The organism is Brachybacterium subflavum, from assembly GCF_009299795.1.
Taxonomy (GTDB): Bacteria; Actinomycetota; Actinomycetes; order Actinomycetales; family Dermabacteraceae; genus Brachybacterium; species Brachybacterium subflavum.
Genome location: NZ_VIGP01000001.1, coordinates 837,809 through 860,425, shown reverse-complemented (window position 1 = coordinate 860,425; position 22,617 = coordinate 837,809). Strand labels below are relative to the sequence as shown.

General features: G+C 72.2%; 20 protein-coding genes. 5 read left to right on the top strand and 15 right to left on the bottom strand.

Features of this window, described 5'->3' with window-relative positions; all coding sequences use genetic code 11:
• Positions 1-752: 752 nt before the first annotated feature.
• The 11 genes from tyrS to pheS form a co-directional block, all read right to left on the bottom strand.
• Positions 753-2,024 (bottom strand): tyrosine--tRNA ligase, encoded by a 1,272-nt coding sequence (tyrS, locus tag FHG10_RS03795; protein WP_152351962.1) that lies wholly within the window; start codon positions 2,022-2,024, stop codon positions 753-755.
• Positions 2,025-2,142: 118 nt separating this feature from the next.
• Positions 2,143-3,663, bottom strand: a complete 1,521-nt coding sequence (gene argH / locus FHG10_RS03790) for an argininosuccinate lyase (RefSeq protein WP_152351961.1) — start codon at positions 3,661-3,663, stop codon at positions 2,143-2,145.
• On the bottom strand, positions 3,660-4,898 hold the full coding sequence (locus FHG10_RS03785; protein ID WP_152351960.1) for an argininosuccinate synthase: 1,239 nt from the start codon (positions 4,896-4,898) through the stop codon (positions 3,660-3,662). The genes argH and FHG10_RS03785 overlap by 4 nt, the downstream gene beginning before the upstream one ends.
• Positions 4,899-5,044: 146 nt before the next feature.
• On the bottom strand, positions 5,045-5,623 hold the full coding sequence (locus FHG10_RS03780) for an arginine repressor (protein WP_152351959.1): 579 nt from the start codon (positions 5,621-5,623) through the stop codon (positions 5,045-5,047).
• The gene (gene argF / locus FHG10_RS03775; RefSeq protein ID WP_152351958.1) at positions 5,620-6,615 is read right to left on the bottom strand and encodes an ornithine carbamoyltransferase; all 996 of its coding nucleotides are present in this window, start codon (positions 6,613-6,615) and stop codon (positions 5,620-5,622) included. Before argF ends, FHG10_RS03780 begins: the two co-directional genes overlap by 4 nt.
• A 1-nt stretch (position 6,616) precedes the next feature.
• A complete protein-coding gene (locus tag FHG10_RS03770; RefSeq protein WP_152351957.1) occupies positions 6,617-7,903 on the bottom strand; it encodes an acetylornithine transaminase in 1,287 nt (428 codons plus the stop codon).
• On the bottom strand, positions 7,896-8,885 hold the full coding sequence (argB, locus tag FHG10_RS03765) for an acetylglutamate kinase (protein ID WP_152351956.1): 990 nt from the start codon (positions 8,883-8,885) through the stop codon (positions 7,896-7,898). Before argB ends, FHG10_RS03770 begins: the two co-directional genes overlap by 8 nt.
• Entirely contained in the window at positions 8,882-10,051 is a 1,170-nt protein-coding gene (gene argJ, locus FHG10_RS03760; RefSeq protein ID WP_152351955.1) for a bifunctional glutamate N-acetyltransferase/amino-acid acetyltransferase ArgJ, read from the bottom strand. Before argJ ends, argB begins: the two co-directional genes overlap by 4 nt.
• A 61-nt stretch (positions 10,052-10,112) precedes the next feature.
• The gene (gene argC / locus FHG10_RS03755) at positions 10,113-11,243 is read right to left on the bottom strand and encodes an N-acetyl-gamma-glutamyl-phosphate reductase (protein WP_152351954.1); all 1,131 of its coding nucleotides are present in this window, start codon (positions 11,241-11,243) and stop codon (positions 10,113-10,115) included.
• Between the two features lie 130 nt (positions 11,244-11,373).
• Positions 11,374-13,995 carry a phenylalanine--tRNA ligase subunit beta gene (gene pheT, locus FHG10_RS03750; protein WP_152351953.1) on the bottom strand — a complete coding sequence of 874 codons (2,622 nt, stop codon included), beginning with the start codon at positions 13,993-13,995 and terminating at the stop codon, positions 11,374-11,376.
• Position 13,996: 1 nt separating this feature from the next.
• A complete protein-coding gene (pheS, locus tag FHG10_RS03745) occupies positions 13,997-15,106 on the bottom strand; it encodes a phenylalanine--tRNA ligase subunit alpha (protein WP_227488007.1) in 1,110 nt (369 codons plus the stop codon).
• Positions 15,107-15,297: 191 nt separating this feature from the next.
• Here pheS and FHG10_RS03740 point away from each other — a divergent pair, with 191 nt between their 5' ends.
• From FHG10_RS03740 to FHG10_RS03725, 4 genes are all read left to right on the top strand, one after another.
• Positions 15,298-16,395 carry an S-(hydroxymethyl)mycothiol dehydrogenase gene (locus FHG10_RS03740; RefSeq protein ID WP_152351951.1) on the top strand — a complete coding sequence of 366 codons (1,098 nt, stop codon included), beginning with the start codon at positions 15,298-15,300 and terminating at the stop codon, positions 16,393-16,395.
• Positions 16,392-17,012, top strand: coding sequence for an MBL fold metallo-hydrolase (locus FHG10_RS03735; RefSeq protein WP_152351950.1), 621 nt, complete (start codon positions 16,392-16,394; stop codon positions 17,010-17,012). Before FHG10_RS03740 ends, FHG10_RS03735 begins: the two co-directional genes overlap by 4 nt.
• 9 nt (positions 17,013-17,021) lie before the next feature.
• Positions 17,022-17,642, top strand: a complete 621-nt coding sequence (locus FHG10_RS03730) for an RDD family protein (protein ID WP_152351949.1) — start codon at positions 17,022-17,024, stop codon at positions 17,640-17,642.
• A gap of 200 nt (positions 17,643-17,842) precedes the next feature.
• Positions 17,843-19,543 carry an HNH endonuclease gene (locus tag FHG10_RS03725; RefSeq protein ID WP_152351948.1) on the top strand — a complete coding sequence of 567 codons (1,701 nt, stop codon included), beginning with the start codon at positions 17,843-17,845 and terminating at the stop codon, positions 19,541-19,543.
• A gap of 8 nt (positions 19,544-19,551) precedes the next feature.
• Here FHG10_RS03725 and FHG10_RS03720 read toward each other — a convergent pair whose 3' ends face one another.
• The 4 genes from FHG10_RS03720 to infC all read right to left on the bottom strand — a co-directional run bounded on the left by FHG10_RS03720 (position 19,552) and on the right by infC (position 21,894).
• Positions 19,552-20,403 (bottom strand): TrmH family RNA methyltransferase, encoded by an 852-nt coding sequence (locus FHG10_RS03720; protein ID WP_152351947.1) that lies wholly within the window; start codon positions 20,401-20,403, stop codon positions 19,552-19,554.
• Between the two features lie 22 nt (positions 20,404-20,425).
• The gene (gene rplT / locus FHG10_RS03715) at positions 20,426-20,806 is read right to left on the bottom strand and encodes a 50S ribosomal protein L20 (RefSeq protein WP_152351946.1); all 381 of its coding nucleotides are present in this window, start codon (positions 20,804-20,806) and stop codon (positions 20,426-20,428) included.
• Positions 20,807-20,870: 64 nt separating this feature from the next.
• Positions 20,871-21,065 carry a 50S ribosomal protein L35 gene (rpmI, locus tag FHG10_RS03710; RefSeq protein WP_152351945.1) on the bottom strand — a complete coding sequence of 65 codons (195 nt, stop codon included), beginning with the start codon at positions 21,063-21,065 and terminating at the stop codon, positions 20,871-20,873.
• Between the two features lie 58 nt (positions 21,066-21,123).
• The gene (gene infC / locus FHG10_RS03705) at positions 21,124-21,894 is read right to left on the bottom strand and encodes a translation initiation factor IF-3 (protein WP_227488018.1); all 771 of its coding nucleotides are present in this window, start codon (positions 21,892-21,894) and stop codon (positions 21,124-21,126) included.
• A 360-nt stretch (positions 21,895-22,254) separates the two neighbouring features.
• Between infC and FHG10_RS03700 the strand changes: the two genes are divergently transcribed.
• A complete protein-coding gene (locus FHG10_RS03700; protein WP_152352029.1) occupies positions 22,255-22,593 on the top strand; it encodes a DUF1844 domain-containing protein in 339 nt (112 codons plus the stop codon).
• The last annotated feature ends 24 nt before the right edge of the window (positions 22,594-22,617 follow it).

The window sequence follows — 22,617 nt, the reverse complement described above, 5'->3', positions numbered from 1 at the left end:
AGACACGCTATTGAGATCTCAAACAACACGCGCACACCGTTGCAACCCAGATCCTGGGTTGTATCAGGGGCTCGATGCGCCGTCCGCGGTGCGGCCCGACTCTCCGTCGGTGAGGCGCGAGGCTCAACTGTAGTCGAAGCTCCTCGCCTTCCGCAAGCCCTCCGGAGGGATCTGCGCCACATCGTGGTGCGGGTCCCGGGAGGCCCGGTCCAGCTCGTCTCCGCTCCTCGGTCCCGACGACCTCCCGTGCCCCTCAGGGCCGGTCCTCCGTCGTTGTCCTCGTTGCGGCGACAAGGAAGACATTAGGCCCCTGCGAGGGGGCCGGTCAATTCGGGGCGGGGGCCCTGCTGCGACCTCACATCCGGGTGTCTATGCAGGTGAAGCGCGTTTGTGAACGTCCATCGCGCCCCTGTGCCGGGGCGTGTGAGCTGCGACTGGGCACGNTTTGTGAACGTCCATCGCGCCCCTGTGCCGGGGCGTGTGAGCTGCGACTGGGCACGGCATCACATCGGATCTGCGCGCGCTCCGGGCCCGGATGCGGAAGGGCCGGGCCCCGACATGCGTCGGGGCCCGGCCCTCGTGATGGTCCATCCGCGGCGTGAGGCCGGCGGGCCGCAGCCGCCCGGACCTCGACCCCTCGCGCCGAGGAACCATTCGGCCGTCCCGCCCGGTCGCGCAACCGTTCAGGCGTTCAGGCGTTCAGGCGTTCAGGCGTTCAGGCGATCAGGCGATCAGGCGATCAGCCCAGCTCGTCAGCCGTCCAGCCGCACCATGGCCGCGGCCTTGCGACCGCGTCGCACGAGCACGTGCCCGCCGGGCAGGGGCGACACCGCCTCCGAGAGAGAGCGCTCGATGGACTCGGCGTCCATCTTCTCGCCGTTCACGGTGAGCGCCCCCTCGGCTGCGGCCCGTCGGACCTGGGACTTGGAGGTCATGATGCCCACCGCCGTGAACGCGTCCACGAGCGCCGTCGTGCCCGGCAGTTCGACCGTGGTCAGCTCCCGGGCGATGGCCTCGAGCGTCGGCTCCTCGAGCTCGCGCACCTCTCCCCTGCCGAACAGGACAGCCGCGGCAGCCTCTGCCTGGCGCGTTGCACCGGCCCCGTGCACGAGGGTCGTGAGGTCGTCGGCGAGGGCCTTCTGGGCCCGACGCCGATGGGGCTCCTCGTGCGTCGCGCGCTCGAGCTCGGCGATGTCCTCCTGATCGCGGAAGGTGAAGTAGCGCAGGTAGTTCACGACGTCCGCATCGGCCGCGTTGAGCCAGAACTGGTGGAAGGCGTACGGGCTCGTGAGCTCGGGGTCGAGCCAGACGGCGCCGCCCTCGCTCTTGCCGAACTTCGTGCCGTCGGCCTTCGTGACCAGGGGCGTCGTGAGCGCGTGGGCGTCCTTCCCCTCGACCTTGTGGATGAGGTCCACGCCGGAGATGAGGTTGCCCCACTGGTCGTTCCCGCCGAACTGGAGGCTCACCCCGTGGCGCCTGTACAGCTCCAGGAAGTCGATGCCCTGCAGCACCTGGTAGCTGAACTCGGTGTAGCTGATGCCCTCGTCGCTCGCGAGCCGCCGGGCGACGGTCTCCTTCGCGAGCATCGTCCCCATCCGGTAGTGCTTGCCCACGTCCCGCAGGAACTGCAGGGCGCTCATCTGCCCGATCCAGTCGAGGTTGTTGACCATCTGCACGCCGGAGGGGCCCTCGAGGTCGAGGAACCGCGAGATCTGGTCGCGCAGCGAGTCCACCCAGCCCGCGACGATGCTCTCGTCGTTCAGCACCCGCTCCCCCGACATCCGCGGATCGCCGATGAGGCCGGTGGCACCGCCGACGAGCGCGTAGGGCCTGTGCCCGGCGAGCTGGAAGCGGCGCATGGTCAGCACCTGGGTGAGGTGGCCGACGTGGAGGGAGGCGGCGGTGGGGTCGAAACCGCAATAGAGGCTGATCGGTCCATCCGCGAGTGCCGTCCCGAGCGCCTCGCGCCCGCTGGTCTGCACCACGAGCCCACGCCAGGTGAGCTCGTCCAGGATGGTCTGCATCGATCAGGTCCTCTCGATCGGTCCGTTCGCGGCGCCCGGGCGGGTGCCGGGATCATTCTCCCCCACCGACCGCGCCGGGCGCGACGCAGTTCTCGGGCGCCGGCCCCGGGCGAGACCGTCAGGCGCCGCGGGTGAAGGCGCGCAGGCCGTCGACCGCTGCGCCCAGGGCGTCCTCCTGCTCGGCGACGCGCGCGGGGGCGGTCCCGCCCTTCGCGTCGCGCGAGCCGATGGATCCCTCCACGCTCAGCACCTCGCGGACGGAGGGGTCCAGGTGCTCCGAGATGCTCGCGAACTCCGCGTCCGTGAGGTCCCACAGCTCCTTGTCCTGCTCCTCCGCGGTCCTCACGCACGCGCCCGAGATCTCGTGGGCGACTCGGAAGGGGACGCCGCGACGCACCAGGTGGTCGGCGATGTCGGTCGCGAGCGAGAAACCCTGCGGAGCCAGCTGCTCCATGCGCTCGGTGTGGAACACGAGCGTCGCCATCATCCCGGTGAACGCGGGGAGCACGAGGCCCAGCGAGTCGACCTGGTCGAAGACCGGCTCCTTGTCCTCCTGCAGATCCCGGTTGTAGGCCAGCGGCAGCGCCTTGAGCGTCGCCAGCAGACCCGTGTGGTCCCCGAGGATCCGCCCCGCCTTGCCGCGCGCGAGCTCGGCGATGTCGGGGTTCTTCTTCTGCGGCATGATCGAGGAGCCGGTCGAGAAGGAGTCGTCCAGGGTCAGGAAGGAGAACTCCTTCGTGTTCCACAGGATCACCTCCTCCGCGAGCCGCGAGAGGTCGATCCCGATCATCGTGAGGACGAAGGAGAACTCGGCCGTGAGGTCCCGCGAGGCGGTCCCGTCGATCGAGTTCCACACGGAGTCCTCGAATCCGAGGTCCGCCGCCACGACCCGGGGATCTAGTCCCAGGCTCGAACCGGCGAGCGCACCGGACCCGTAGGGCGAGATCGCCGCGCGGGCGTCGAGATCGCGCAGGCGCTCGACGTCGCGCAGCAGCGGCCAGGCGTGGGCGAGCAGATGGTGGCTCAGCAGCACCGGCTGCGCGTGCTGCAGGTGCGTGCGGCCCGGCATCGCCGCGCCGTGCACCTCCCGCGCGCGCTCCAGCAGCACCCCCACCAGGTCGAGGACCTGGTCACCGACGATGCGTGCGCTGTCGCGGATGAACAGGCGGATGAGCGTCGCGATCTGGTCGTTGCGGGAGCGGCCCGCGCGCAGCTTGCCGCCGAGCTCGTCGCCCGCGCGCTCGATGAGCCCGCGCTCGAGGGCCGTGTGCACGTCCTCGTCGTCCTCGGCCGCGGCGAACGCGCCCGAGGCGACGTCGGCCGAGAGCCGGTCGAGGGCGTCGTGCATCCGCGTCAGCTCGTCGTCGCTCAGCAGGCCCGCCGCGTGGAGAACCTTCGCGTGGGCCTTCGAGCCGCGCAGGTCGTATTGCGCGAGCTTCCAGTCGAAGTGCGTGGACTTCGAGAGGGCCGCGAGCGCCGCCGCGGGACCGGAGCCGAAACGCCCGCCCCAGAGCGCGGCGCTCGCGGAGGAGGGCGCGCCGTCGGGCGCGCCCTGCCCGTCGGCCCCCGGGCCCGCGGACGACGACGCGGAGCCTGCGGGAGACGCGGAGCCTGCGGGAGACGACGCGGAGCCCGTCACTTGGAGCCCTCGTCGGCGGCGTCGACGTCCTCGCCGTTGCCGAAGGCGACGTCGCGGGCCGCGGCCTGCTTCGCGGCGAGCCCGTAGATCTCGATGAAGCCCTTGGCCTGGGACTGGTCGAACTGGTCGCCCTCGTCGTAGGTCGCCATCGAGAAGTCGTACAGGGAGGACTCCGAGCGGCGCCCGGTGACCGTCGCGCGGCCGCCGTGCAGGGTCATCCGGATGTCGCCGGTGACGTAGCGCTGGGTGTCGTCGATGAAGGCGTCGAGCGAGCGCTTGAGCGGGGAGAACCACTGGCCGTCGTACACCATCTCGGTCCAGCGGTCGCCGACCTGTCGCTTGAAGCGGGCCTGCTCGCGCTCGAGAACCACGCGCTCGAGCTCCTGGTGCGCGGTGATCAGCGCCATCGCGCCCGGCGCCTCGTAGACCTCGCGGGACTTGATGCCCACCAGGCGGTCCTCGACGATGTCGATGCGGCCGATGCCCTGCGCGCCGGCGCGGGTGTTGAGCTCCTGGATGGCCTCGAGCGCGCTCACGCGGCGGCCGTCGATCGCCACCGGGACGCCCTGCTCGAAGGAGATCACGACCTCGTCGGGCACCGGCGGGAAGGCCGGGTCGTCGGTGTAGTTGAAGACGTCCTTGGTGGGCTCGTTCCAGATGTCCTCGAGGAAGCCGGTCTCGATGGCGCGGCCCCACACGTTCTGGTCGATTGAGAACGGATTGTGCTTCGTGGTCGCGATCGGGAGGTTCTTGCGCTCGGCGTACTCGATCGCGCGGTCGCGGGTCAGCGCGAGGTCGCGCACCGGGGCGATGCACTTGAGCTCGGGTGCGAGCGAGGTGATGGAGACCTCGAAGCGCACCTGGTCGTTGCCCTTGCCGGTGCAGCCGTGGGCGACGGTCGAGGCGCCGAACTTCTTCGCGGCCTTCACCAGGTGCTTGGTGATCACGGGGCGGGAGATCGCGGAGACGACGGGGTAGGCGTCCATGTACAGCGCGTTCGCCTTGAGGGCGGGCATGCAGTACTCGTCGGCGAACTCGTCGCGGGCGTCTGCCACGTAGGCCTCGACGGCGCCGCAGTCCAGGGCTCGCTGGCGGACGACCTCGAGGTCCTCTCCGCCCTGGCCGACGTCGACCGCGCAGGCGACGACCTCGGCGCCGGTGGCGTCGTGGATCCAGCCGATGGCCACGGAGGTGTCGAGGCCGCCGGAGTAGGCGAGGACGATGCGTTCGGTCACGGGTGATGCTCCTTCGTGAGGGGTGGAAGCGGGTGGGTGCGTCGACACGGGGCCGACGGCGGTCGGATCGGGGCGGGTCGGTGCTGCGACGGGTGCGTCCCTGCCGACGGAGGTCCGAGGTCATTGTCCCCCGGCAGGGGCTCGGCTCAGGGCGCGGTCCGCGTGGTGTCGAGCTCGGCGTCCGGCGGCTCGCCCTCCCCCCGTCGGCCCTCGGCGAGGGCCAGGAGGCGGGCGGCGAGCGCGTCGGCCGCCTCGTTGTCGCGGGCCACGAGCATCACCGTGTCGTCGCCGCCGATCGAGCCGACGAGCTCGGGCAGCACCGAGCGGTCGATCGCGGAGGCGAGGAACTGCGCGGCCCCGGGCGGGGTGCGCAGCACGATGATGTTCTGCGCGACGTCGGCCGAGGCGAGGAGCTCCTCGATCAGCCGGCGCAGCCGGGCCCCGATCAGCTCGGTGCTCGCGACCCGGCGCGGGCTGCCGGGGTCTCCCCCGTCGGCCGGCACCTGGTAGACGAGACCGCCGCTGCTGCCGCGGACCTTCTCGGCGCGCAGCTCGACGAGGTCGCGCGAGAGCGTCGCCTGGGTGACGTCGATCCCGCACTCGCCGAGCAGGTCCGCCAGCTGCGCCTGCGAGGAGACCTCGCGGGTGGTGAGCAGCTCGACGATGCGCTCCTGGCGCGCGGTCTTCGTCTGCGCGAGCGTGCGGGGATGTTCCGTGGTGCTCATCGCTGCCCCAGGGGTCGGGCGTGGGCGGCGGAGGACGCGTCGGGGTGCTCGAGCAGCCACGTCAGCAGTGCCTTCTGGGCGTGCAGGCGGTTCTCCGCCTCGTCCCAGACCACCGAGCGCGGCCCGTCGATCACGGAGGCCTCGACCTCCTTGCCCCGGTAGGCGGGCAGGCAGTGCAGGAAGATCCCGCCCTCGCGCGTCGAGCCCGAGCGCTTCATGAGCGACTCGGTCACCGCGTACGGGGCGAACGTCTCCTCGCCGCGACCGCCCTCGCCCTCCTGGCCCATCGAGACCCAGGTGTCGGTGATGACGGAGTCCGCCTTCTCGACCGCCTGCGCGGGATCGTCGGTGATGGTGACGCTGCCGCCGGTCTCGCGCGCGATGGCCTCCGCGTCGCGGACGACGGGCGCGGCGGGCAGGTGGCTCGCGGGCGCGGCGATGCGCACGTCCATGCCAGCAGTCACCCCGCCCAGCAGGTAGGAGTGCGCCATGTTGTTCGAGCCGTCGCCGAGATAGGCCATCGAGCGGCCCTCGAGCGCCGCGTCGTCGGCCCCGAACCCGCTCGTGTGCTGGGCGATCGTGAGCAGGTCCGCGAGGATCTGGCAGGGGTGGAACTCGTCGGTCAGCGCGTTGATCACCGGGACGCTCGCATGGTGCGCCATCTCCTCGATCCGCGACTGGCCGAACGTGCGCCAGACGATCGCGGAGACCTGCCGGGTGAGCACGCGGGTGGTGTCGGCGATCGACTCCCCGCGGCCCATCTGGCTGCTCGACGCGTCGAGCACGAGCGGGCTGCCGCCGAGCTCGGCGACGCCGGTCGCGAAGGACACGCGGGTGCGGGTCGAGGCCTTGTCGAAGATGACGGCGACCGTGCGCGGGCCCTCGAGGGGCCGACGGGCGAAGCGGTCCTCGCTGAGCGCCTGCGCGAGCTGCAGCACCTGCTTCTGCTCGCGCGGGCTCAGGTCGTCGTCGCGCAGGAAGTGACGGGGCATCTCAGGACCTCTTCTCGTTGATCGCGGACTCGGTGTCGGTGGTCGCGGACCCGGTGTCGGCGGGTGCGCTCGCCGCGTCGAGCAGCCCGGGCAGGGCGTCGACGAATGCGTCGAGCTGATCGCTCGTGATGATGAGCGGCGGGGCCAGGCGCAGCGTGCACGGGTTGGCGGCGTTGATGATGAACCCGGCCTCGAGCGCGGCGGCGACGACCTGCGGAGCCAGGGGGTCGGCGAGCGCGATGCCCCGCAGCAGGCCCTCGCCGCGGATGCCGAGCACGCGCGGATCGGTCGCGGCGAGCTCCCGGATCCGGTCCGCGAGGTGCCGGCCCGTCCGCCGGGCGTTGCCCAGGAGATCGTCCTCGGCGATGGTGCCCAGCACGCTGAGGGCGACCGCCGCCCCGAGCGGGTTGCCGCCGAAGGTCGTGCCGTGCTGGCCGGGCTGCAGGAGGGCGCGCGCCCTCGGGCCGTAGGCGATCACGGCGCCGATCGGGAAGCCGCCGCCCAGCCCCTTGGCGAGGGTCATGACATCGGGCACGACACCGTCGACCCCCTGGTGGGCGAACCAGTGCCCGGTGCGGGCGATGCCGGTCTGCACCTCGTCGAGGATCAGCAGCGTGCCGTGCTGCGCGGTCAGCTCCCGGGCCGCGCGGAGGTACTCGGCATCGAGCGGGACCACGCCGGCTTCGCCCTGGATGGGCTCGAGGAACAGGGCGCCGACGTCCCCCGGGGCGAGGGCGCGGGCGAGCGCGTCCGTGTCGTTCGGGGGCACGAACTCGACGCCCCCGGGCAGGGGCTCGAAGGGGGCGCGGTAGGCCTCCTTGTGGGTGAGCGCGAGGGCTCCCATGGTGCGGCCGTGGAAGGCGTTCTCGAGGGCGAGGATCCGCGGGCGCTCGGTGCGCCGTGCGAGCTTGAAGGCCGCCTCGTTGGACTCCGTGCCCGAGTTCGTGAAGAACACGCCCGATCCCTCGGGGGCCCCGGCGATCCGCAGCAGGGTCTCGGCGAGCTCGATCTGGGTGGGCGTCGCGAAGAAGTTCGAGACGTGCGCGAGGGACTCCACCTGCTTGGTCATCGCGGCGACCAGCGAGGGGTGCGCGTGGCCGAGCGCGTTCACGGCGATCCCGCCCAGCAGGTCCAGGTACTCCCTGCCCTGCGCGTCCCACACCAGCGCGCCCTCGCCGCGCATGAGCACCCGCTGCGGGGCGCCGAACACGCCGAGCATCGAGCGCGCGTAGCGGACGGTGAGATCCTCGGCGCCCGCCGGCGTCTCCCCTGCGGTCGGCTCAGACATAGTCGTCCCTCCTCACCATCGTGCCCACGCCCTTGGCGGTGAACACCTCGAGCAGCACCGCGTGCGCGATCCTGCCATCGGTCATGGCCGCGGTGCGCACTCCGGCGTCCACGGCATCCAGCAGCGACTCCGCCTTCGGGATCATGCCCGCCGTGAGCGACGGCAGCATCTCGCGCAGATCGCTCGCGCTGATCTCGGGGATCAGGGAGTCGCGGTCGGGCCAGTCCCGGTACAGCCCCTCGACGTCCGTGAGGACCACGAGCTTCTCGGCGTCGAGCCCCGCGGCCAGGGCGGCCGCCGCGAGATCGGCGTTGATGTTCAGCACCGCGCCCGTCGGCCGCCCGTCGGCGTCGATCTCCGGGGCGATCGAGGAGACCACGGGGATCCGTCCCGCATCCAGCAGGTCCTGGATCGACTCCGGCCGCACCTGGGTGACCGCGCCGACGTGCCCGAGGTCGAGCTCCTCGCCGTCGACCACGGCGCCGCGGCGGCTCGCGGAGAACAGCCGGGCGTCCTCGCCGGACATGCCGATCGCATAGGGCCCGTGCTCGTTGATGAGGCCGACGAGCTCGCGGCCCACCTGGCCCACGAGCACCATCCGCACGATCTGCATGGTCTCCTCGTCCGTCACGCGCAGACCGGCGCGGAAGGCGCTCTCGACGCCGACGCGCTCGAGCATCGCGTTGATCTGCGGGCCGCCGCCGTGGACGACGACCACGTGGATGCCGGCGTGGCGCATGAAGACCATGTCGGCCGCGAAGGCGCGGCGCAGCTCGTCGTCGATCATGGCGTTGCCGCCGTACTTGACGACGACGATCTTGCCCATGAAGCGCTGCATCCAGGGCAGGGCCTCGATGAGGATCTCGGACTTCGCGCGGGCGTCCGCCTGCGCTTGCGTGAGATCCCCCAGAGGGTTCTTGGAGTCCGCGAGCGGCGCGGCGGGGCCGGCGGCGCCGGTGGGAGCGGGGGTCGTCTCGGTCATGAGGAGTAGGCGCTGTTCTCTTCGACGTAGTCGTGGGTGAGATCGTTGGTCCAGATGTCGGCATCGGACTGCCCCGCTCCGAGGTCCACCTCGACGAGGGTCTCGCGCGGGGTCATGTCCACCAGGGAGCGGTCCTCGTGGGCGCCGCCCTCGCGGCACACCTGCACGCCGTTGACGTGCACGGACAGCGCATCGGGGTCGAAGGGCGCCACCTCCTCGGGCACGCAGCCCGCGGCCGAGACGATCCGCCCCCAGTTCGGGTCGTTGCCGAAGACCGCGGCCTTCACGAGGTTCGAGCGGGCGATCTCGCGGGCGACGGCGAGCGCGGCGTGCTCGCTGGTGGCGCCGGTGACGACCACGTGCACGTCGTGGCTCGCCCCCTCGGCGTCGGCGACGAGCATGCGGGCGAGGGCGGCCGACGCCTCCCGCAGGGACTCGGCGAGCTCGGCGGCGCCGACCTCGATGCCGCTCGCGCCCGAGGCCAGCAGGATCACGGTGTCGTTCGTGGACATGCAGGCGTCCGAGTCGACCCGGTCGAAGGTGGTGCGGGTGGCCTCGCGCAGGGCGGAGTCGGCGACGTCGGCGGTCACGACCGCGTCCGTGGTGAGGACCACGAGCATCGTCGCGAGCTGCGGGGCGAGCATCCCCGCGCCCTTCGCCATGCCGCCGATGCGGGCGCCCGAGGGCGTCGTGATCTCGACGGTCTTCGGGACGGTGTCGGTGGTCATGATCGCGCGCGAGGCGTCGGCCCCGGCGTCGGCGCCCGGAGCCAGGGCGTCACGGGCGCTCATCGCTCCCCCGAGGACCGCGTCCATGGGCAGGCGCTCGCCGATCAGGCCCGTCGAGCAGACCAGGACGTCCTGGGCGGAGATCTCGAGGAGCGCCCCGACGTGCTCGGCGGTGCGGTGGGTGTCGGCGAAGCCCTCGGGGCCCGTGCAGGCGTTGGCGCCGCCCGAGTTCAGGATCACGGCGCGGGCACGGCCGTCGGCCACGGCCTGACGGGACCACTGGACGGGCGCGGCCTGCACGCGGTTGGAGGTGAAGACGGCGGCCCCGACGTCGAGCGGCCCCTCGTTGAGGACGAGGGCGAGGTCGGCGGCGGCGGAGGACTTGATGCCGGCGGCGATCCCGGCGGCGAGGAATCCTTCGGGGAAGGTGACGGACATGGTGTGTCTCCCGTGGTGCATGAGAGGCGGACGATGGAGGGGCGCCGAGGGGCGCGGGCGCTCAGGGCGCGAGGGCGGTGCGCGGCAGGCCCAGGGTCTCCGGGAGGTCGAGGGCGATGTTCATCGACTGCACGGCGGCGCCGGCGGTGCCCTTGACCAGGTTGTCGATCGCGGAGATCACCGTGACCTGCCCGCTTCGTCGGTCCACGGTCGCGCCGATGCGCACGGTGTTCGCCCCGATCACCTGCTGGGTGCTGGGGACGGCCCCGGCGGGCAGGACGGCCACGAAGGGCTCGTCGGCGAAGTCGGCGCCGAGGGCGTCCAGCAGGGCCTGCTCGGTGACGCCGTCGCCCGCGGGGGCGGTCACGACCGCGAGGATGCCGCGCGTCATCGGCACGAGCACCGGGGTGAAGGTGAGGCGCGCGTCGGCGGCGCCGGAGGCGCGGCGCAGGTTCTGCAGGATCTCGGGGATGTGGCGGTGCGTGCCGCCGACGCCGTAGGCCGCGGCGCCGCCCGCGGCCTCCGCGAACAGCAGGTGCTGCTTGGGGCTGCGGCCCGCACCCGAGTAGCCGACCGGGAGGACGGCACTCAGCGCGCGATGGTCGACGAGGCCCGCGCGCACGAGCGGCGCGAGGGCGAAGGTCACCGCGGTCGCGTTGCAGCCGGGCACGGCGATCTCACGGGCGGTGCGCAGCAGGTCGCGCTGGCGGGGGGCGGCGTCGGCCGATCCCTCGCCGACCAGCGGGAGCTCGGGCATGCCGTAGGTCCAGGTTCCCGAGTGGTCGCCCGCGTAGTAGTCGGCCCAGTCCCGGGCGCTCTCGAGCCGGTGGTCCGCGCCGAGGTCGACGACGAGCACCTCGGGATCGCTCGCGCGCAGCTGGGCGGCGATCCGCCCGGACTGCCCGTGCGGGAGGGCGAGCACGACGACGTCGTGGCCCGAGAGGTTCTCGACGGTGGTGTCGACGAGCTCGAGGTCCTCGGGCAGGTGCACGTGGGGCGCGACCTCGCTGAGGCGCTTGCCCACGCTCGAGTGCGCGGTGACGGTGGTGACGTCGATCCGCGGGTGGTCGGCGAGGATCCGCAGGGTCTCGCCGCCGGCGTACCCGGAGGCGCCGACGACCGCGGCCCGCAGGCGCGAGGGCGCTGCGGCGGACTGCGGGACGGGCGTCGAGGGGGCACTGGAAGACGTCATGCGCAGAACTATACAGGTCTATGCATACTCACGCACATCGGGGGTCGTGCCCCCTCCCACAGCATGACGGGCGGGACCCGCGTGGATCCCGCCCGCCATCACGAGTGCTGCGTCGCGCGCAGCGCCCGGCTCACGCCCTCAGCACCCCGCCGACGGCATTGCGGACGGCCTGGACGCAGCGCTCGCGCGCCGCCCCGATCTCCTTCGCCGACAGGGTGCCCTCCTGCGATCGCAGGTGCACCGCGAAGGCCAGGGACTTCTTCCCCTCGCCCACCTGGTCGCCGGTGAACACGTCGAACAGGCGCACACTCTCGAGGACATCGCCGATGCCCGCGATGATCGCGTCCTCGACGGCGCTCGCGGGCACGGAGTCCTCGACGACGAACGCGAAGTCCTCCTTCGCGAGCGGGTAGGTCGAGACCGGCTCCGCGGCCACCACCGCGGGGGCCGCGGCGATGACCTGCTCGAGGTCGAGCTCGAGCGCGCAGGTGCGCGCGGGCAGGTCGAAGGCCTTCACGACCTTCGGGTGCAGCTCGCCCGCGTACCCGACCACGATGCCGTCGTCCGTGCGCAGCTCGGCGCAGCGGCCCGGATGGAAGGGCGCGTGCTCGCGGCCGCGCACCTCGAGACGGGCACCGACGGCCGCCGCCGCACGGTGGGCGAGGTCGATCGCATCGGCCCAGTCCCAGGGCCTGCCGCTCCCCCACCACGAGGTCGGCCCGCTGGCGCCGCCGAGGATCGCGGCGAGTTGGCGCGACTGCACGGGCATGGCATCCTGCACGGCCTCGAGCTCGGCGTCCGTGGGACGCTGCGCGGCCGGCAGCGGCGCGATCGGACCCGATCCCGCGCGGGAGACGGCGTCGACCTCGAAGAGGGCGAGCGACTCCTGCCCGCGCCCCAGGTTGCGCCGGGCGACCGGGAGCAGGGTCTGCAGCAGCTCGGTCCGCAGCAGAGGCTCGTCGTCGGCCAGGGGGTTCAGCAGACGCACCGCGTCGCGGCGGGGGTCGTCGGCCCCGTACCCGAGGCCGTCGAACACGGTCTCCGGGATGAACGGGAAGGAGAGCACCTCGGCGAGACCCGCCTCGGCGAGCGCACGGGCCACGTGGCGGCGCCCCTTCTGGGCGCGGGTCAGCCCTGCGCCGCCGGGTGCCTGGGGCAGCACGGACGGGATCTGCTCGTAGCCGATCAGGCGCGCGATCTCCTCGATGAGGTCCTCTCGGATCCTGAGGTCGGGGCGCCAGCTGGGCGGGGTGACGAGGAAGCTCGCCCCGCCGTCCGCCGTCCCCTCGGCGGAGCCGTCGCCCGCCGGGCCGTCCTCGACCGTGCAGCCGATCTTCTCGAGCGCCTCACGGACCTGCTCCCTCGTGTACTCGACGCCGACGAGCCGCGTGGGCGCCCCGGCCTCGAGAGTGATCGGGGCGGGGCCCTGCGCGGGGTCCGCGCCGGCGTCGGTGCGGGCGACGGAGACCGTCCCGCTGCCGTACTCGGCGAGCAGCTGCGCGGCCCGGGTGACGGCGATCGCGGGCAGCTGCGGATCCACGCCGCGCTCGAAGCGCTTGGAGGCCTCGCTGGGAAGGCGGTGACGGCGCGCGGAGCGGGCGACCGTGACGGGGTCGAACGTCGCGGCCTCGAGGACCACGTCCCTCGTCGTCGCGGAGACCTCGGTCGAGGCCCCGCCCATGACGCCCGCGATGCCGATCGCACGGTCGCCCGTGCCGCCCGCGTCGGCGATCACGAGGTCCTCGGGATCCAGTGCCCGGGGCTTGTCGTCGAGTGTCGCGAGCTGCTCCCCCGGGTGCGCGCGGCGCACGGTGATGGGGGCGACGAGCTCGGCGGCGTCGTAGGCGTGCAGGGGCTGGCCCATGTCGAGCATGACGTAGTTGGTGACGTCCACGATGAGCGAGATCGGGCGCATGCCCGCGAGCACCAGGCGCTGCTGCATCCAGCGGGGCGCGGCGGCGCTCGGATCGATGCCCGTGACCTCCTGCGCGACGAAGCGCGTGGAGCCGGGGCGGCCGTCGATCGGCGCCTCGTCGGCCAGGCGCACGGCGACGCCCTCCCCGTCGGCCGCGGGGACCTCGACCTCGAGGGCGGGGTCGGTGAAGCCCGCGCCGGTCGCGTGGGAGTACTCGCGGGCGACGCCGCGCATCGAGAAGGCATAGCCGCGGTCGGGCGTCACGTTGATCTCGACGACCTCCTCGCCGAGGCCCAGCAGCGCGATCGCGTCGTCCCCGGGCGCGCCGGTGAGGCCGCGCGCGTGGCCGCGGCCCAGCACGATGATGCCGTCCTCGCCGTCGGGATCCGGGCCCAGGCCCAGCTCGTCGCCCGAGCAGATCATGCCGTCGGAGACATGGCCGTAGGTCTTGCGGGCGGCGATCTCGAACGGCCCGGGCAGCACGGTGCCGGGCAGCGAGACGACCACGAGATCACCCTCGACGAAGTTGTGCGCGCCGCAGATGATGCCGCGGCTCGGGCGCTCCTCTCCGGGCTGCGGGTCCTTCGGGTCGTCCTGCGCCTCGTTGTGCACGGGGCCGACATCGACACGGCACCAGTTGATGGTCTTGCCGTTCTTCTGGGGCTCCTTGACCAGGTCCAGGACACGGCCGACGACCAGCGGCCCGGTGACCTGGGCGCCGAAGATCGCCTCCTCCTCGAGGCCGACGCGCGAGAGGTCGGTCGCGACCTGCAGAGCGCTCGTCCCCTCGGGGAGGGTGACGTGCTGGGCGAGCCAGGTGAGCGGAATGCGGGGCATCTCAGATCTCCGTCCCGTAGTGCTGGGAGAAGCGGACGTCGCCCTCCACGATGTCTCGCATGTCCGCGCCGTTGCGCAGCATGAGGATGCGCTCGATGCCGAGGCCGAAGGCGAAGCCCTGGTACTCCTCGGGATCCACTCCCGCGGAGCGCAGCACGTTCGGGTGGACCATGCCGCACCCGCCCATCTCGATCCAGCCGGTGCCGCCGCACACGCGGCACGCCGGGTCGGCGTCGTGATCGAGACCGAGCCGCGCCTCGCAGCTGAAGCAGCGGAAGTCCATCTCCGCGCTGGGCTCGGTGAAGGGGAAGTGGTTGGGGCGCAGGCGGGTGATCGGGCGGCCCCCGAAGATCGCCGCGGCGAAGGCGTCGAGCGTGCCGACGAGGTTCGCCATGGTCAGGTCCTTGTCGATCGCGAGGCCCTCGACCTGGTTGAACATCGGCGAGTGGGTCGCGTCGAACTCGTCGGCCCGGTACACGGTGCCCGGGCACGCGATGTACAGCGGGGCGCCGCGCTCGAGCATGGCGCGGATCTGCACCGGGGAGGTCTGCGTGCGCAGCAGCAGGCCCGAGTCCTCGGGTGCGACGTACAGGGTGTCCTGGAGCGAGCGCGAGGGATGGTTCGGGTCGGCGTTCAGGGCGTCGAAGTTGAACCAGCCGGTCTCGATCTCCGGGCCCTCGGCGATCTCCCAGCCGATGCCGACGAAGAAGTCCTCGATGCGGTCCTGGAGGGTGCGCATGGGGTGGCGGGCGCCGCGCGGACGACGGTCCACGGGCACCGTGACGTCGACCGTCTCGCGCGCGAGAGCGGCCTCCTCCTCGGCCTCGGCGAGCTCGGCCTGGCGGGCCGCGAGCGCCTGCTGGACCCGCCCCTTCGACTGGCCGACGAGCTTGCCGGCGAAGGCCTTCTGGTCCTTGGGCAGGTCCCGGATCGAGGCGTTCGCGCGCGAGAGCACGCTCGCGTCGCCGACGTGGTCGATGCGGACCTGCTTGAGCTCGGCGGTGCTGCCCGCCGACGCGATCGCGGCGAGCGCGGCGTCCACGGCGGCGCCGATCGTCGGCTCGTCGATCGTGACGGCCGCGGAGTCGGGGCTGGGAGGTGTCTCGGACACGGGTATCGCTTTCGTCCGGTGGGCTGATGTGCGGATGGCGCGCCGCGGGGGATCGCCCGTCGGCCCCGCCGCACCGCGGACCATTCTAGGAGGGCGGCGCGCACCGCGCCGACCCGCCCGCCGGAGGGCTCGCCGGGCGAGCCCGGCCGATAGGCTGGCCGGGAACCACCACCAGCGGGAGGAGCCCCACCATGCCCACGACCGTCAAGGGCGTCATCGCTCGCCATCCGAACGAGCCGGCGGAGCTCACCGACATCGTCATCCCCGACCCCGGGGTGCACGACGTCGTCGTCGACGTGGAGGCCTGCGGGGTCTGCCACACCGATCTCGCCTACCGCGACGGCGCGATCACCGATGATTTCCCGTTCCTGCTCGGCCATGAGGCCGCCGGGCGCGTCGCGGCGATCGGCGACGAGGTCACGCACGTGGCCGTCGGCGACTTCGTCGTCCTGAACTGGCGCGCGGTGTGCGGGGACTGCCGGGCCTGCCGCAAGGGCCAGCCGCAGTACTGCTTCGCCACCCACAACGCCTCGCAGAGGGTGACGCTGGGCGACGGCACCGAGCTCGAGGCCGCGCTCGGCATCGGAGCCTTCACCGAGAAGACCCTCGTCCACGAGAAGCAGTGCACGAAGGTCTCCGAGGAGGCGCGCCCCGAGGTCGCGGGCCTGCTCGGCTGCGGTGTGATGGCCGGGCTCGGCGCAGCCCTGAACACCGGCGCCGTCCAGCGCGGCGAGACCGTGGCCGTCATCGGTCTGGGCGGCGTGGGCAGCGCCGCGATCGCCGGCGCCGTGCTCGCGGGGGCGACCACAGTGATCGGCCTCGACATCGTCGACGAGAAGCTGCAGGCCGCATCGGATCTCGGTGCGACCCACACCATCAACACCAAGGACCTCGACCGGGACCAGATCGTCGAGAGGGTCCAGGAACTCACGGGCGGATTCGGCGCCGATGTGGTGATCGACGCCGTGGGCATCCCCTCGACCTACGAGACCGCGTTCTACGCGCGCGACCTCGCCGGTCGCGTCGTGCTCGTGGGCGTGCCCCATCCCGATGCGGAGCTCGCGATCCCGCTGGCCGACGTGTTCAGCCGCGGCGGCTCCCTGAAGTCCGCCTGGTACGGGGACTGCCTGCCCGAGCGCGACTTCCCCTACCTCACGGACCTCTACCTGCAGGGTCGCCTTCCGCTCGAGCGGTTCGTCACCGGCACCACCGACCTGGGCGGCGTCGAGGACGCACTGAACTCGCTGCATCGCGGCGACGTGCTGCGCACAGTGGTGGTGAACCGATGACGGCGCGGCTGGACCACACGACGACGTCGGGAACCTTCAGCCTGGACGGTGAGACCTTCGACGTCGACAACAACGTGTGGGTCCTCGGAGACGACGAGCAGTGCGTCGTCTTCGACGCCCCGCACGACGTCGACGCGATCCGGGCGCTCGTCGGCGATCGCGAGTGCGTGGGCATCCTGCTCACCCACGCGCACGACGATCACGTGCGCTTCGCTCCCGAGCTGGCGACGGCGCTCGAAGCGCCCGTGCTGCTGAACCCGGCGGACGCCGAGGTCTGGAAGCTCACCCACGGCGACCTGCCCTGGGACGGGGACGTGGCCGACGGCGACGAGTTCACCGTCGGCGGTACCGACATCGAGGCGATCTCCACCCCGGGCCACTCCCCCGGCTCCGTCTGCTACCGCGTCCCGGCGCTGGACTGCGTGCTGACCGGGGACACGCTCTTCCAGGGCGGCCCCGGCGCGACCGGACGCTCGTTCAGCGATCGGCCCACGATCGAGGACTCGGTCCGCGATCGCCTGTTCACGCTGCCTCCGGAGACCATCGTGCACACCGGCCACGGCCCGGACACCACGATCGGCGCCGAGATCGAGGCCGCGCGGGGCGACTGGCTGTGAGATGAGCGCATGGGCGACGAGGAGCGCATCGATGCGCGACATCACGGCGAGCGGCGAGGTATGAAGCGTCGCCTGCTCGCCCCGCTCCTCGTCCGCCGGGCGCGGGCCTACGCACGCGACTGCGTGGGATACCTGGTGCTGCCCGCAGTGATGCTCCCGATCGGCATTCCGCTCGCGACGCACATCGGGGACGCCGGCACCGCACGCGCCGTCGCCCTCGTCTCGAGCGCGATCCCGCCTGTGCTCGCAGCGCTCTGGGCGGCTCGCGCCGAGTCCGGCCCGCGAGCATCGACGTGGGGCGAGCGGCGCGAGGGGCTGCGCGTCGAGATGCTGCCGGGTCGGCCCGAGGGGGCGAGATCCGGCGGAGCGGGCCCTGACAAGGCACGCGTTCCCTTCGCCCGCGCCCTCGTCCGGAATCTCGTGAAGATCGCGCTCCCGTGGCAGCTGGGTCATGTGGTCGCCGTCGGCGCGGTGTACGGGGACTTCGACAGCGGCGCCGCGGGGACGATGGTCGCCGCGGTGCTGCTCTACGGCGTGGTCATCGTGCTCGTGGGCACCGTGATGCTGGGGTCCGGACGGGGGATCCACGATCGGATCGCTGCGACGCGGGTGGTCGGCGACCGCGGGTGAGGGGCAGATCGCGGAGCGGCGGCCCGTCTCGCACGGTTCCTCCCCAGCGTGCGTTCTCCACATGCCGCGTCCTGCGGCGTCGAATGTCGGTGCGTCCTCGTAGAGTCGAAGAACAGCCTCAGGCGATGGCGTCGGCTCCCGCCGACTGTCCGCCCGGTGGCCCAGATGACCAGCGATGACGCGGGCGGGAGGTGGCGCCGATGACGCACACGGCCACGCCCCTGCCGCAGCACGGGTCCCGTGCGGCGCACGCGCTCGCCCTCCTGGAATCCGCCGCGGGCCTCGTCGAGCGCGCCGAGGGGATCCTCTCCGCGCTCGACGCCGACCCGTCGGAGTCCGAGGGCCCGTTCACCGATGATGCCTCCGCTTCCACAGGGACGTCGACCATGTCCCTCCCGGGCGCGCTGCTTGACGCGGTCGCTGTCAGCGAGCGGCTGCGCTCGCGCACCGATGCGGTGCAGATGCGCGCCTCCGTCGCGTTCCGCGATGCCCGCATCGCCCAGCAGAGGAACGACGACATCCCGCGCGGGGCGATCGGCAAGGGGCTCTCGCACGAGCTCGCACTCTCCCGGCACGCCTCGCCTGCGCGCACGAGCAACCAGCTGGCCCTGGACCGGGTGATCGTGGAGACGCTCCCGCGGACGATGGGCCTGCTCGCGCGGGGCGAGATCTCGCGCTGGTCGGCCGATGAGGTCGCCAAGGCCGTCCTCTGCCTCGACGACGAGGACCGGGCACGGGTCGATGCCTCCGTGGCCGAGCACCTGCCGGAGGTCTCGCCGCGCCGCGCGGGCGGGATGGCCAGGGCCCGCGCCGACGAGGTCGACCAGCAGGCCGCGCTCGCCCGCAACGAGCGCGAGGTCGGTGAGCGGCACGTCTCGATCCGACCGGTGTCCGATGCGGTGGTGCGCGTGAGCGCGCTGCTCCCTCTCGTCGAGGGCGTGGCGGTGTACAAGGCGCTCGACGACGCCGCCTCCAGCGCGCGGGCCTCCGGCGTGGAGGGCACGAGGGGCCAGCACATGGCCGATGCGCTCTTCCGACGGGCCACGGGACTCGAGCGACCCGGGGACGTCGACGTGGAGATCCAGCTGCTGATGACCGACGAGTCGCTGCTCGCCGGCGGCGAGGACACCGCGTGGGTCGAAGGGCATGCCATGCCCGCGGCGATCGCCCGCCGGCTCGCGCTCGCGGCGCCGCAGGGGTCGGGGGACGCGAAGGATCCGGAGCCGTCCGACCAGCAGCTCCGCGTCGACCCGGCGCGCTTCATCCGCCGCCTGTACACCGATCCTGTCTCCGGGCGTCTGCGGGACGCCGATGCGAGCCGACGGCGGTTCACCGGCAGCGAGCGGCGCTTCGTGGAGATGGCCGATCAGCACTGCCGCACGCCGTTCTGCGACGCCCGCGCCCGGCACATCGACCACGTCGTGCGATACGCCGACGGCGGTGAGACCGTCGTCGCGAACGGCGTCGCGCGCTGCGAAGGGTGCAACTACCTCATGGAGCTGCCCGGCTGGAGCGGAACTCTCGAGGACGCCGAACCGTGCGGATCCGGACCTCCGAACGCGCCGCCGGCCCGGGCGCCTTCCCGCACCTACGGGATCACGACCCCGATGGGACGCAGCTATTCGAGCGCCGCTCCCCCGCTGCGCTGCGCCCTGCGCGGGGAAGGCGTCTCCCGCAGGGACGTCGACGAGTCTCGGGACGTCGACCTGCACCGAACCCCGCCCGCGACCGTGTTCATGCTCCCTGCCTTCGCTCCGGACGAGTTCCCGGTCGATCAGAAGGAGGGCGACGTGGAGCGGATGATCGGGCTGGATCCGATCAGCAGTGCACGACTCGCCGAGTTCGCGGACCACATCGCCGGCACGGTCGACCCCTTCGAGGAGCACGGCGCCGTGGCGTAGTCGGGCGCTCAGCGTCGGCGCAGGGTCTCGAAGAGGCAGACGGTCGCGGCGATCGCAACGTTGAGGGACTCCGCGTCGCCCGCGAGCGGGATCCGCACGGCGAGGTCGGCCGTATCGAGCACCTCCTGCGGCAGACCGTGGGCCTCGTTGCCCATGATCCATGCCCCGCGCGTGGGGAGCTCCGTGGTGAAGAGGTCGTGATCGGCGTACCCGCTGGTCGCCAGCACGGAGATGCCCGCATCGTGCAGAGCGGGTGAGAGGTCCTCCGGGGCGATCCCGGCGACCACGGGCAGATGGAAGAGGCTGCCGGTCGCCGAACGGACGACCTTCGGGGAGTACAGGTCCACGGTGCCGGTCGTGGCGAGCACCGCGCGCGCCCCCGAGGCGTCGGCCGCACGGATCAAGGTGCCCGCGTTCCCGGGGTCCTGGACGCCGTGGAGGACGAGCGCCGTGAGCGGACCGTCCGGGAGGGAGTCGAGCACCGCGTGGAGCGACGGCGAGGGGAGGTCGGCGACGGCGAGCACGCCCTGCGGGGCAGCCATGGATGCCGCGGCGCCGTCCTCCTCGCCGCGGGTCATCGCACGCAGGATCGAGGGGTCGACGTCGCGGGGGCGGATCTCGTGCGCGTCCGCGAGCTCCAGGATGTCGGGATGCGCCGTGGCCCCGTCGGCGGTGACGTACAGCTCCCGTACGAGGAAGGAGGAATGCTGCAGGAGCGAACGGACGGCCTGCGGGCCCTCGATGCGGAACCGTCCCTGCTTGCGACGTGCGGAACGCCCGGACAGCGCGGCGATCCTCTTCACCCGATCTGATCTCGGGGAGGTGATCGCCCACCTGTCCGGGCGTTCCGTGGTGCTCATCGTGCGAGCCGGCTGTCGAGGGTCAGGCCGCGGGGGCGTTGACGTCCTTCGGCAGGGCACTCTTGGCGGTCTGCACGAGCGCGGCGAAGGCCGGCGCGTCATTCACCGCGAGCTCGGCGAGCATGCGACGGTCGACCTCGACACCCGCGAGCCCGAGGCCCTGGATGAGACGGTTGTAGGTCATGCCGTTCGCGCGCGCCGCAGCGTTGATGCGCTGGATCCACAGACGACGGAAGTCGCTCTTGCGGACCTTGCGGTCGCGGTAGTTGTAGGTCTGCGAGTGGAGCACCTGCTCCTTCGCCTTGCGGTACAGGCGCGAGCGCTGCCCGCGGTAGCCGCTGGCCTGCTCGAGGATCTCCCGACGCTTCTTCTGGGCGTTGACCGCCCGCTTCACGCGTGCCACGTGATTCTCCTTCGCTGGTGTTCGAGTTCGATGGTGCGGGAACTCAGGAATCCCGCGAGGGGGCTCAGCGGCCCAGGAGCTTCTTCACGCGCTTGGCGTCGGACTTCGCGACGTTCGTGTCGCTGCCCAGACGGCGCTTGCGGGTGGAGCTCTTGTGCTCGAGCAGGTGGCGAGCGTTCGCCTTCTCGCGCATGAGCTTGCCGGAGCCGGTCACCCGGACGCGCTTCTTGGTGCCCGAGTGGGTCTTGTTCTTCGGCATCAGCCTGTTCTCCTTCTGAATGGGATCGTGGGCCCGCACGCGGGGTGCGGGCGAGCGATCAGGACTGGGGCTCCGGCGCGGAGTCCGGAGTGGCCTGCGCGGCGTCGGTGCCCGACGTCGTGGCAGCAGCCGAGGTGGCGTCGGCGGCCGAGGTGTCGGCAGGAGCGGAGTTCGCGGCGGCGTTCCCCTTGTCCTTGGCCTTCTCGGCGTCGGTGCGGCGCTTGCGCGCCTCCGCACGGGCCTGGGTCTTCTTCTTCACCGGGCCGAGCACCATCACCATGGTGCGACCGTCCTGGCGAGGGTGCGACTCGACGAAGCCGAAGTCGGCGACGTCCTCCGCCATCCGTCCCAGCAGCTGGATGCCGCGCTCGGGACGAGCCTGCTCGCGGCCGCGGAAGCGCACCATGACCTTGACCTTGTCACCGCCGGCGAGGAACTTCTCCACGTTGCGACGCTTGGTCTCGTAGTCGTGGGTATCGATCTTCAGACCCATACGAATCTCCTTCTGGAGAGTATTGGTCTGGTTCTTGCGGGACTCGCGTGCCTTCATGTTGGCTTCGTACTTGTACTTGCCATAGTCCATGAGACGGCACACGGGCGGATTCGCGCCCGGGGCGACCTCGACGAGATCGAGGTCGGCCTCCGCGGCGAGCCGCAGGGCGTCCTCGACACGCACGGTGCCGACCTGTTCGCCATTGGGTCCGACCAGCAGGACCTTCGGGACCCTGATCTGGCCATTGATGCGCTGTTCGCTGATGGGTGTCTCCTCACCTCGGTGTCCGACGACATGACGAAGGCCCCCACACGGATGTGGAGGCCTCGAGTGCACGCGCCGCACGGGCGCGCTGCCGACGCGGACGTCAGGCTGCGACACGACCCCGACGACTGCACGCCGCGAGGTGGGAGAGGCTCCACTTGCACAGGGGAACGTCATGTTCCGGTCACCTATGCTACCAGCAGGACGACGCCGCGCCCCGTGACATGCGTCGCCCCTCCCCTCGACCTCGTGAAGGACCCTGTGAACGACATGCCCGACCTCGGCACCCCCTCCAGCCCCGCCGACGACGCGGACTCCCCCGGCACTGCCGGCTCCCCCGAGGTACCGCAGTCCTTCCGGTTCGAGGAGGCGCGCAGCTCCTCCGGTCAGGGCGCGCACGACCACTCGGGGCACAGCCACCAGGACGCCGAGATCGGGATCGCGTCCGACGCCGCGCGCGACATCGCGGACGTCGCCGCCGTCGAGATCATCTCGAGCGCGGCAGTGCACCTGATGAGCGCGGCCGCCGTGAAGATCGGGCTCGCCGAGGACGAGACCACGGGCCACTACCAGGATCTCGACGAGGCACGGAAGCTCATCGCCTCCCTCGCCGGGCTCGTCACGGCCGCCTCCCCCGAGATCGGCAACGAGCATGCGCGCTCGCTGCGCGACGGCCTGCGCACCCTGCAGCTCGCCTTCGCGGAGGCCCTGCCGTTCCCCGACGAGCCGGGGCGGGCACCGGGCGAGAAGTGGACCGGCCGCGTCAGCTGATCCGTCAGCGGCGGGACGACCGAC

What these genes read in the sequence shown, in the direction of transcription:
- tyrS (WP_152351962.1), bottom strand. Translation starts at nt 2,024, where the DNA reads ATGCAGACCATCCTGGACGAGCTCACCTGGCGTGGGCTCGTGGTGCAG.
- FHG10_RS03780 (WP_152351959.1), bottom strand. Translation starts at nt 5,623, where the DNA reads ATGAGCACCACGGAACATCCCCGCACGCTCGCGCAGACGAAGACCGCG.
- argF (WP_152351958.1), bottom strand. Translation starts at nt 6,615, where the DNA reads ATGCCCCGTCACTTCCTGCGCGACGACGACCTGAGCCCGCGCGAGCAG.
- FHG10_RS03770 (WP_152351957.1), bottom strand. Translation starts at nt 7,903, where the DNA reads ATGTCTGAGCCGACCGCAGGGGAGACGCCGGCGGGCGCCGAGGATCTC.
- argB (WP_152351956.1), bottom strand. Translation starts at nt 8,885, where the DNA reads ATGACCGAGACGACCCCCGCTCCCACCGGCGCCGCCGGCCCCGCCGCG.
- argJ (WP_152351955.1), bottom strand. Translation starts at nt 10,051, where the DNA reads ATGTCCGTCACCTTCCCCGAAGGATTCCTCGCCGCCGGGATCGCCGCC.
- argC (WP_152351954.1), bottom strand. Translation starts at nt 11,243, where the DNA reads ATGACGTCTTCCAGTGCCCCCTCGACGCCCGTCCCGCAGTCCGCCGCA.
- pheT (WP_152351953.1), bottom strand. Translation starts at nt 13,995, where the DNA reads ATGCCCCGCATTCCGCTCACCTGGCTCGCCCAGCACGTCACCCTCCCC.
- FHG10_RS03740 (WP_152351951.1), top strand. Translation starts at nt 15,298, where the DNA reads ATGCCCACGACCGTCAAGGGCGTCATCGCTCGCCATCCGAACGAGCCG.
- FHG10_RS03735 (WP_152351950.1), top strand. Translation starts at nt 16,392, where the DNA reads ATGACGGCGCGGCTGGACCACACGACGACGTCGGGAACCTTCAGCCTG.
- FHG10_RS03730 (WP_152351949.1), top strand. Translation starts at nt 17,022, where the DNA reads ATGGGCGACGAGGAGCGCATCGATGCGCGACATCACGGCGAGCGGCGA.
- FHG10_RS03725 (WP_152351948.1), top strand. Translation starts at nt 17,843, where the DNA reads ATGACGCACACGGCCACGCCCCTGCCGCAGCACGGGTCCCGTGCGGCG.
- FHG10_RS03720 (WP_152351947.1), bottom strand. Translation starts at nt 20,403, where the DNA reads ATGAGCACCACGGAACGCCCGGACAGGTGGGCGATCACCTCCCCGAGA.
- rpmI (WP_152351945.1), bottom strand. Translation starts at nt 21,065, where the DNA reads ATGCCGAAGAACAAGACCCACTCGGGCACCAAGAAGCGCGTCCGGGTG.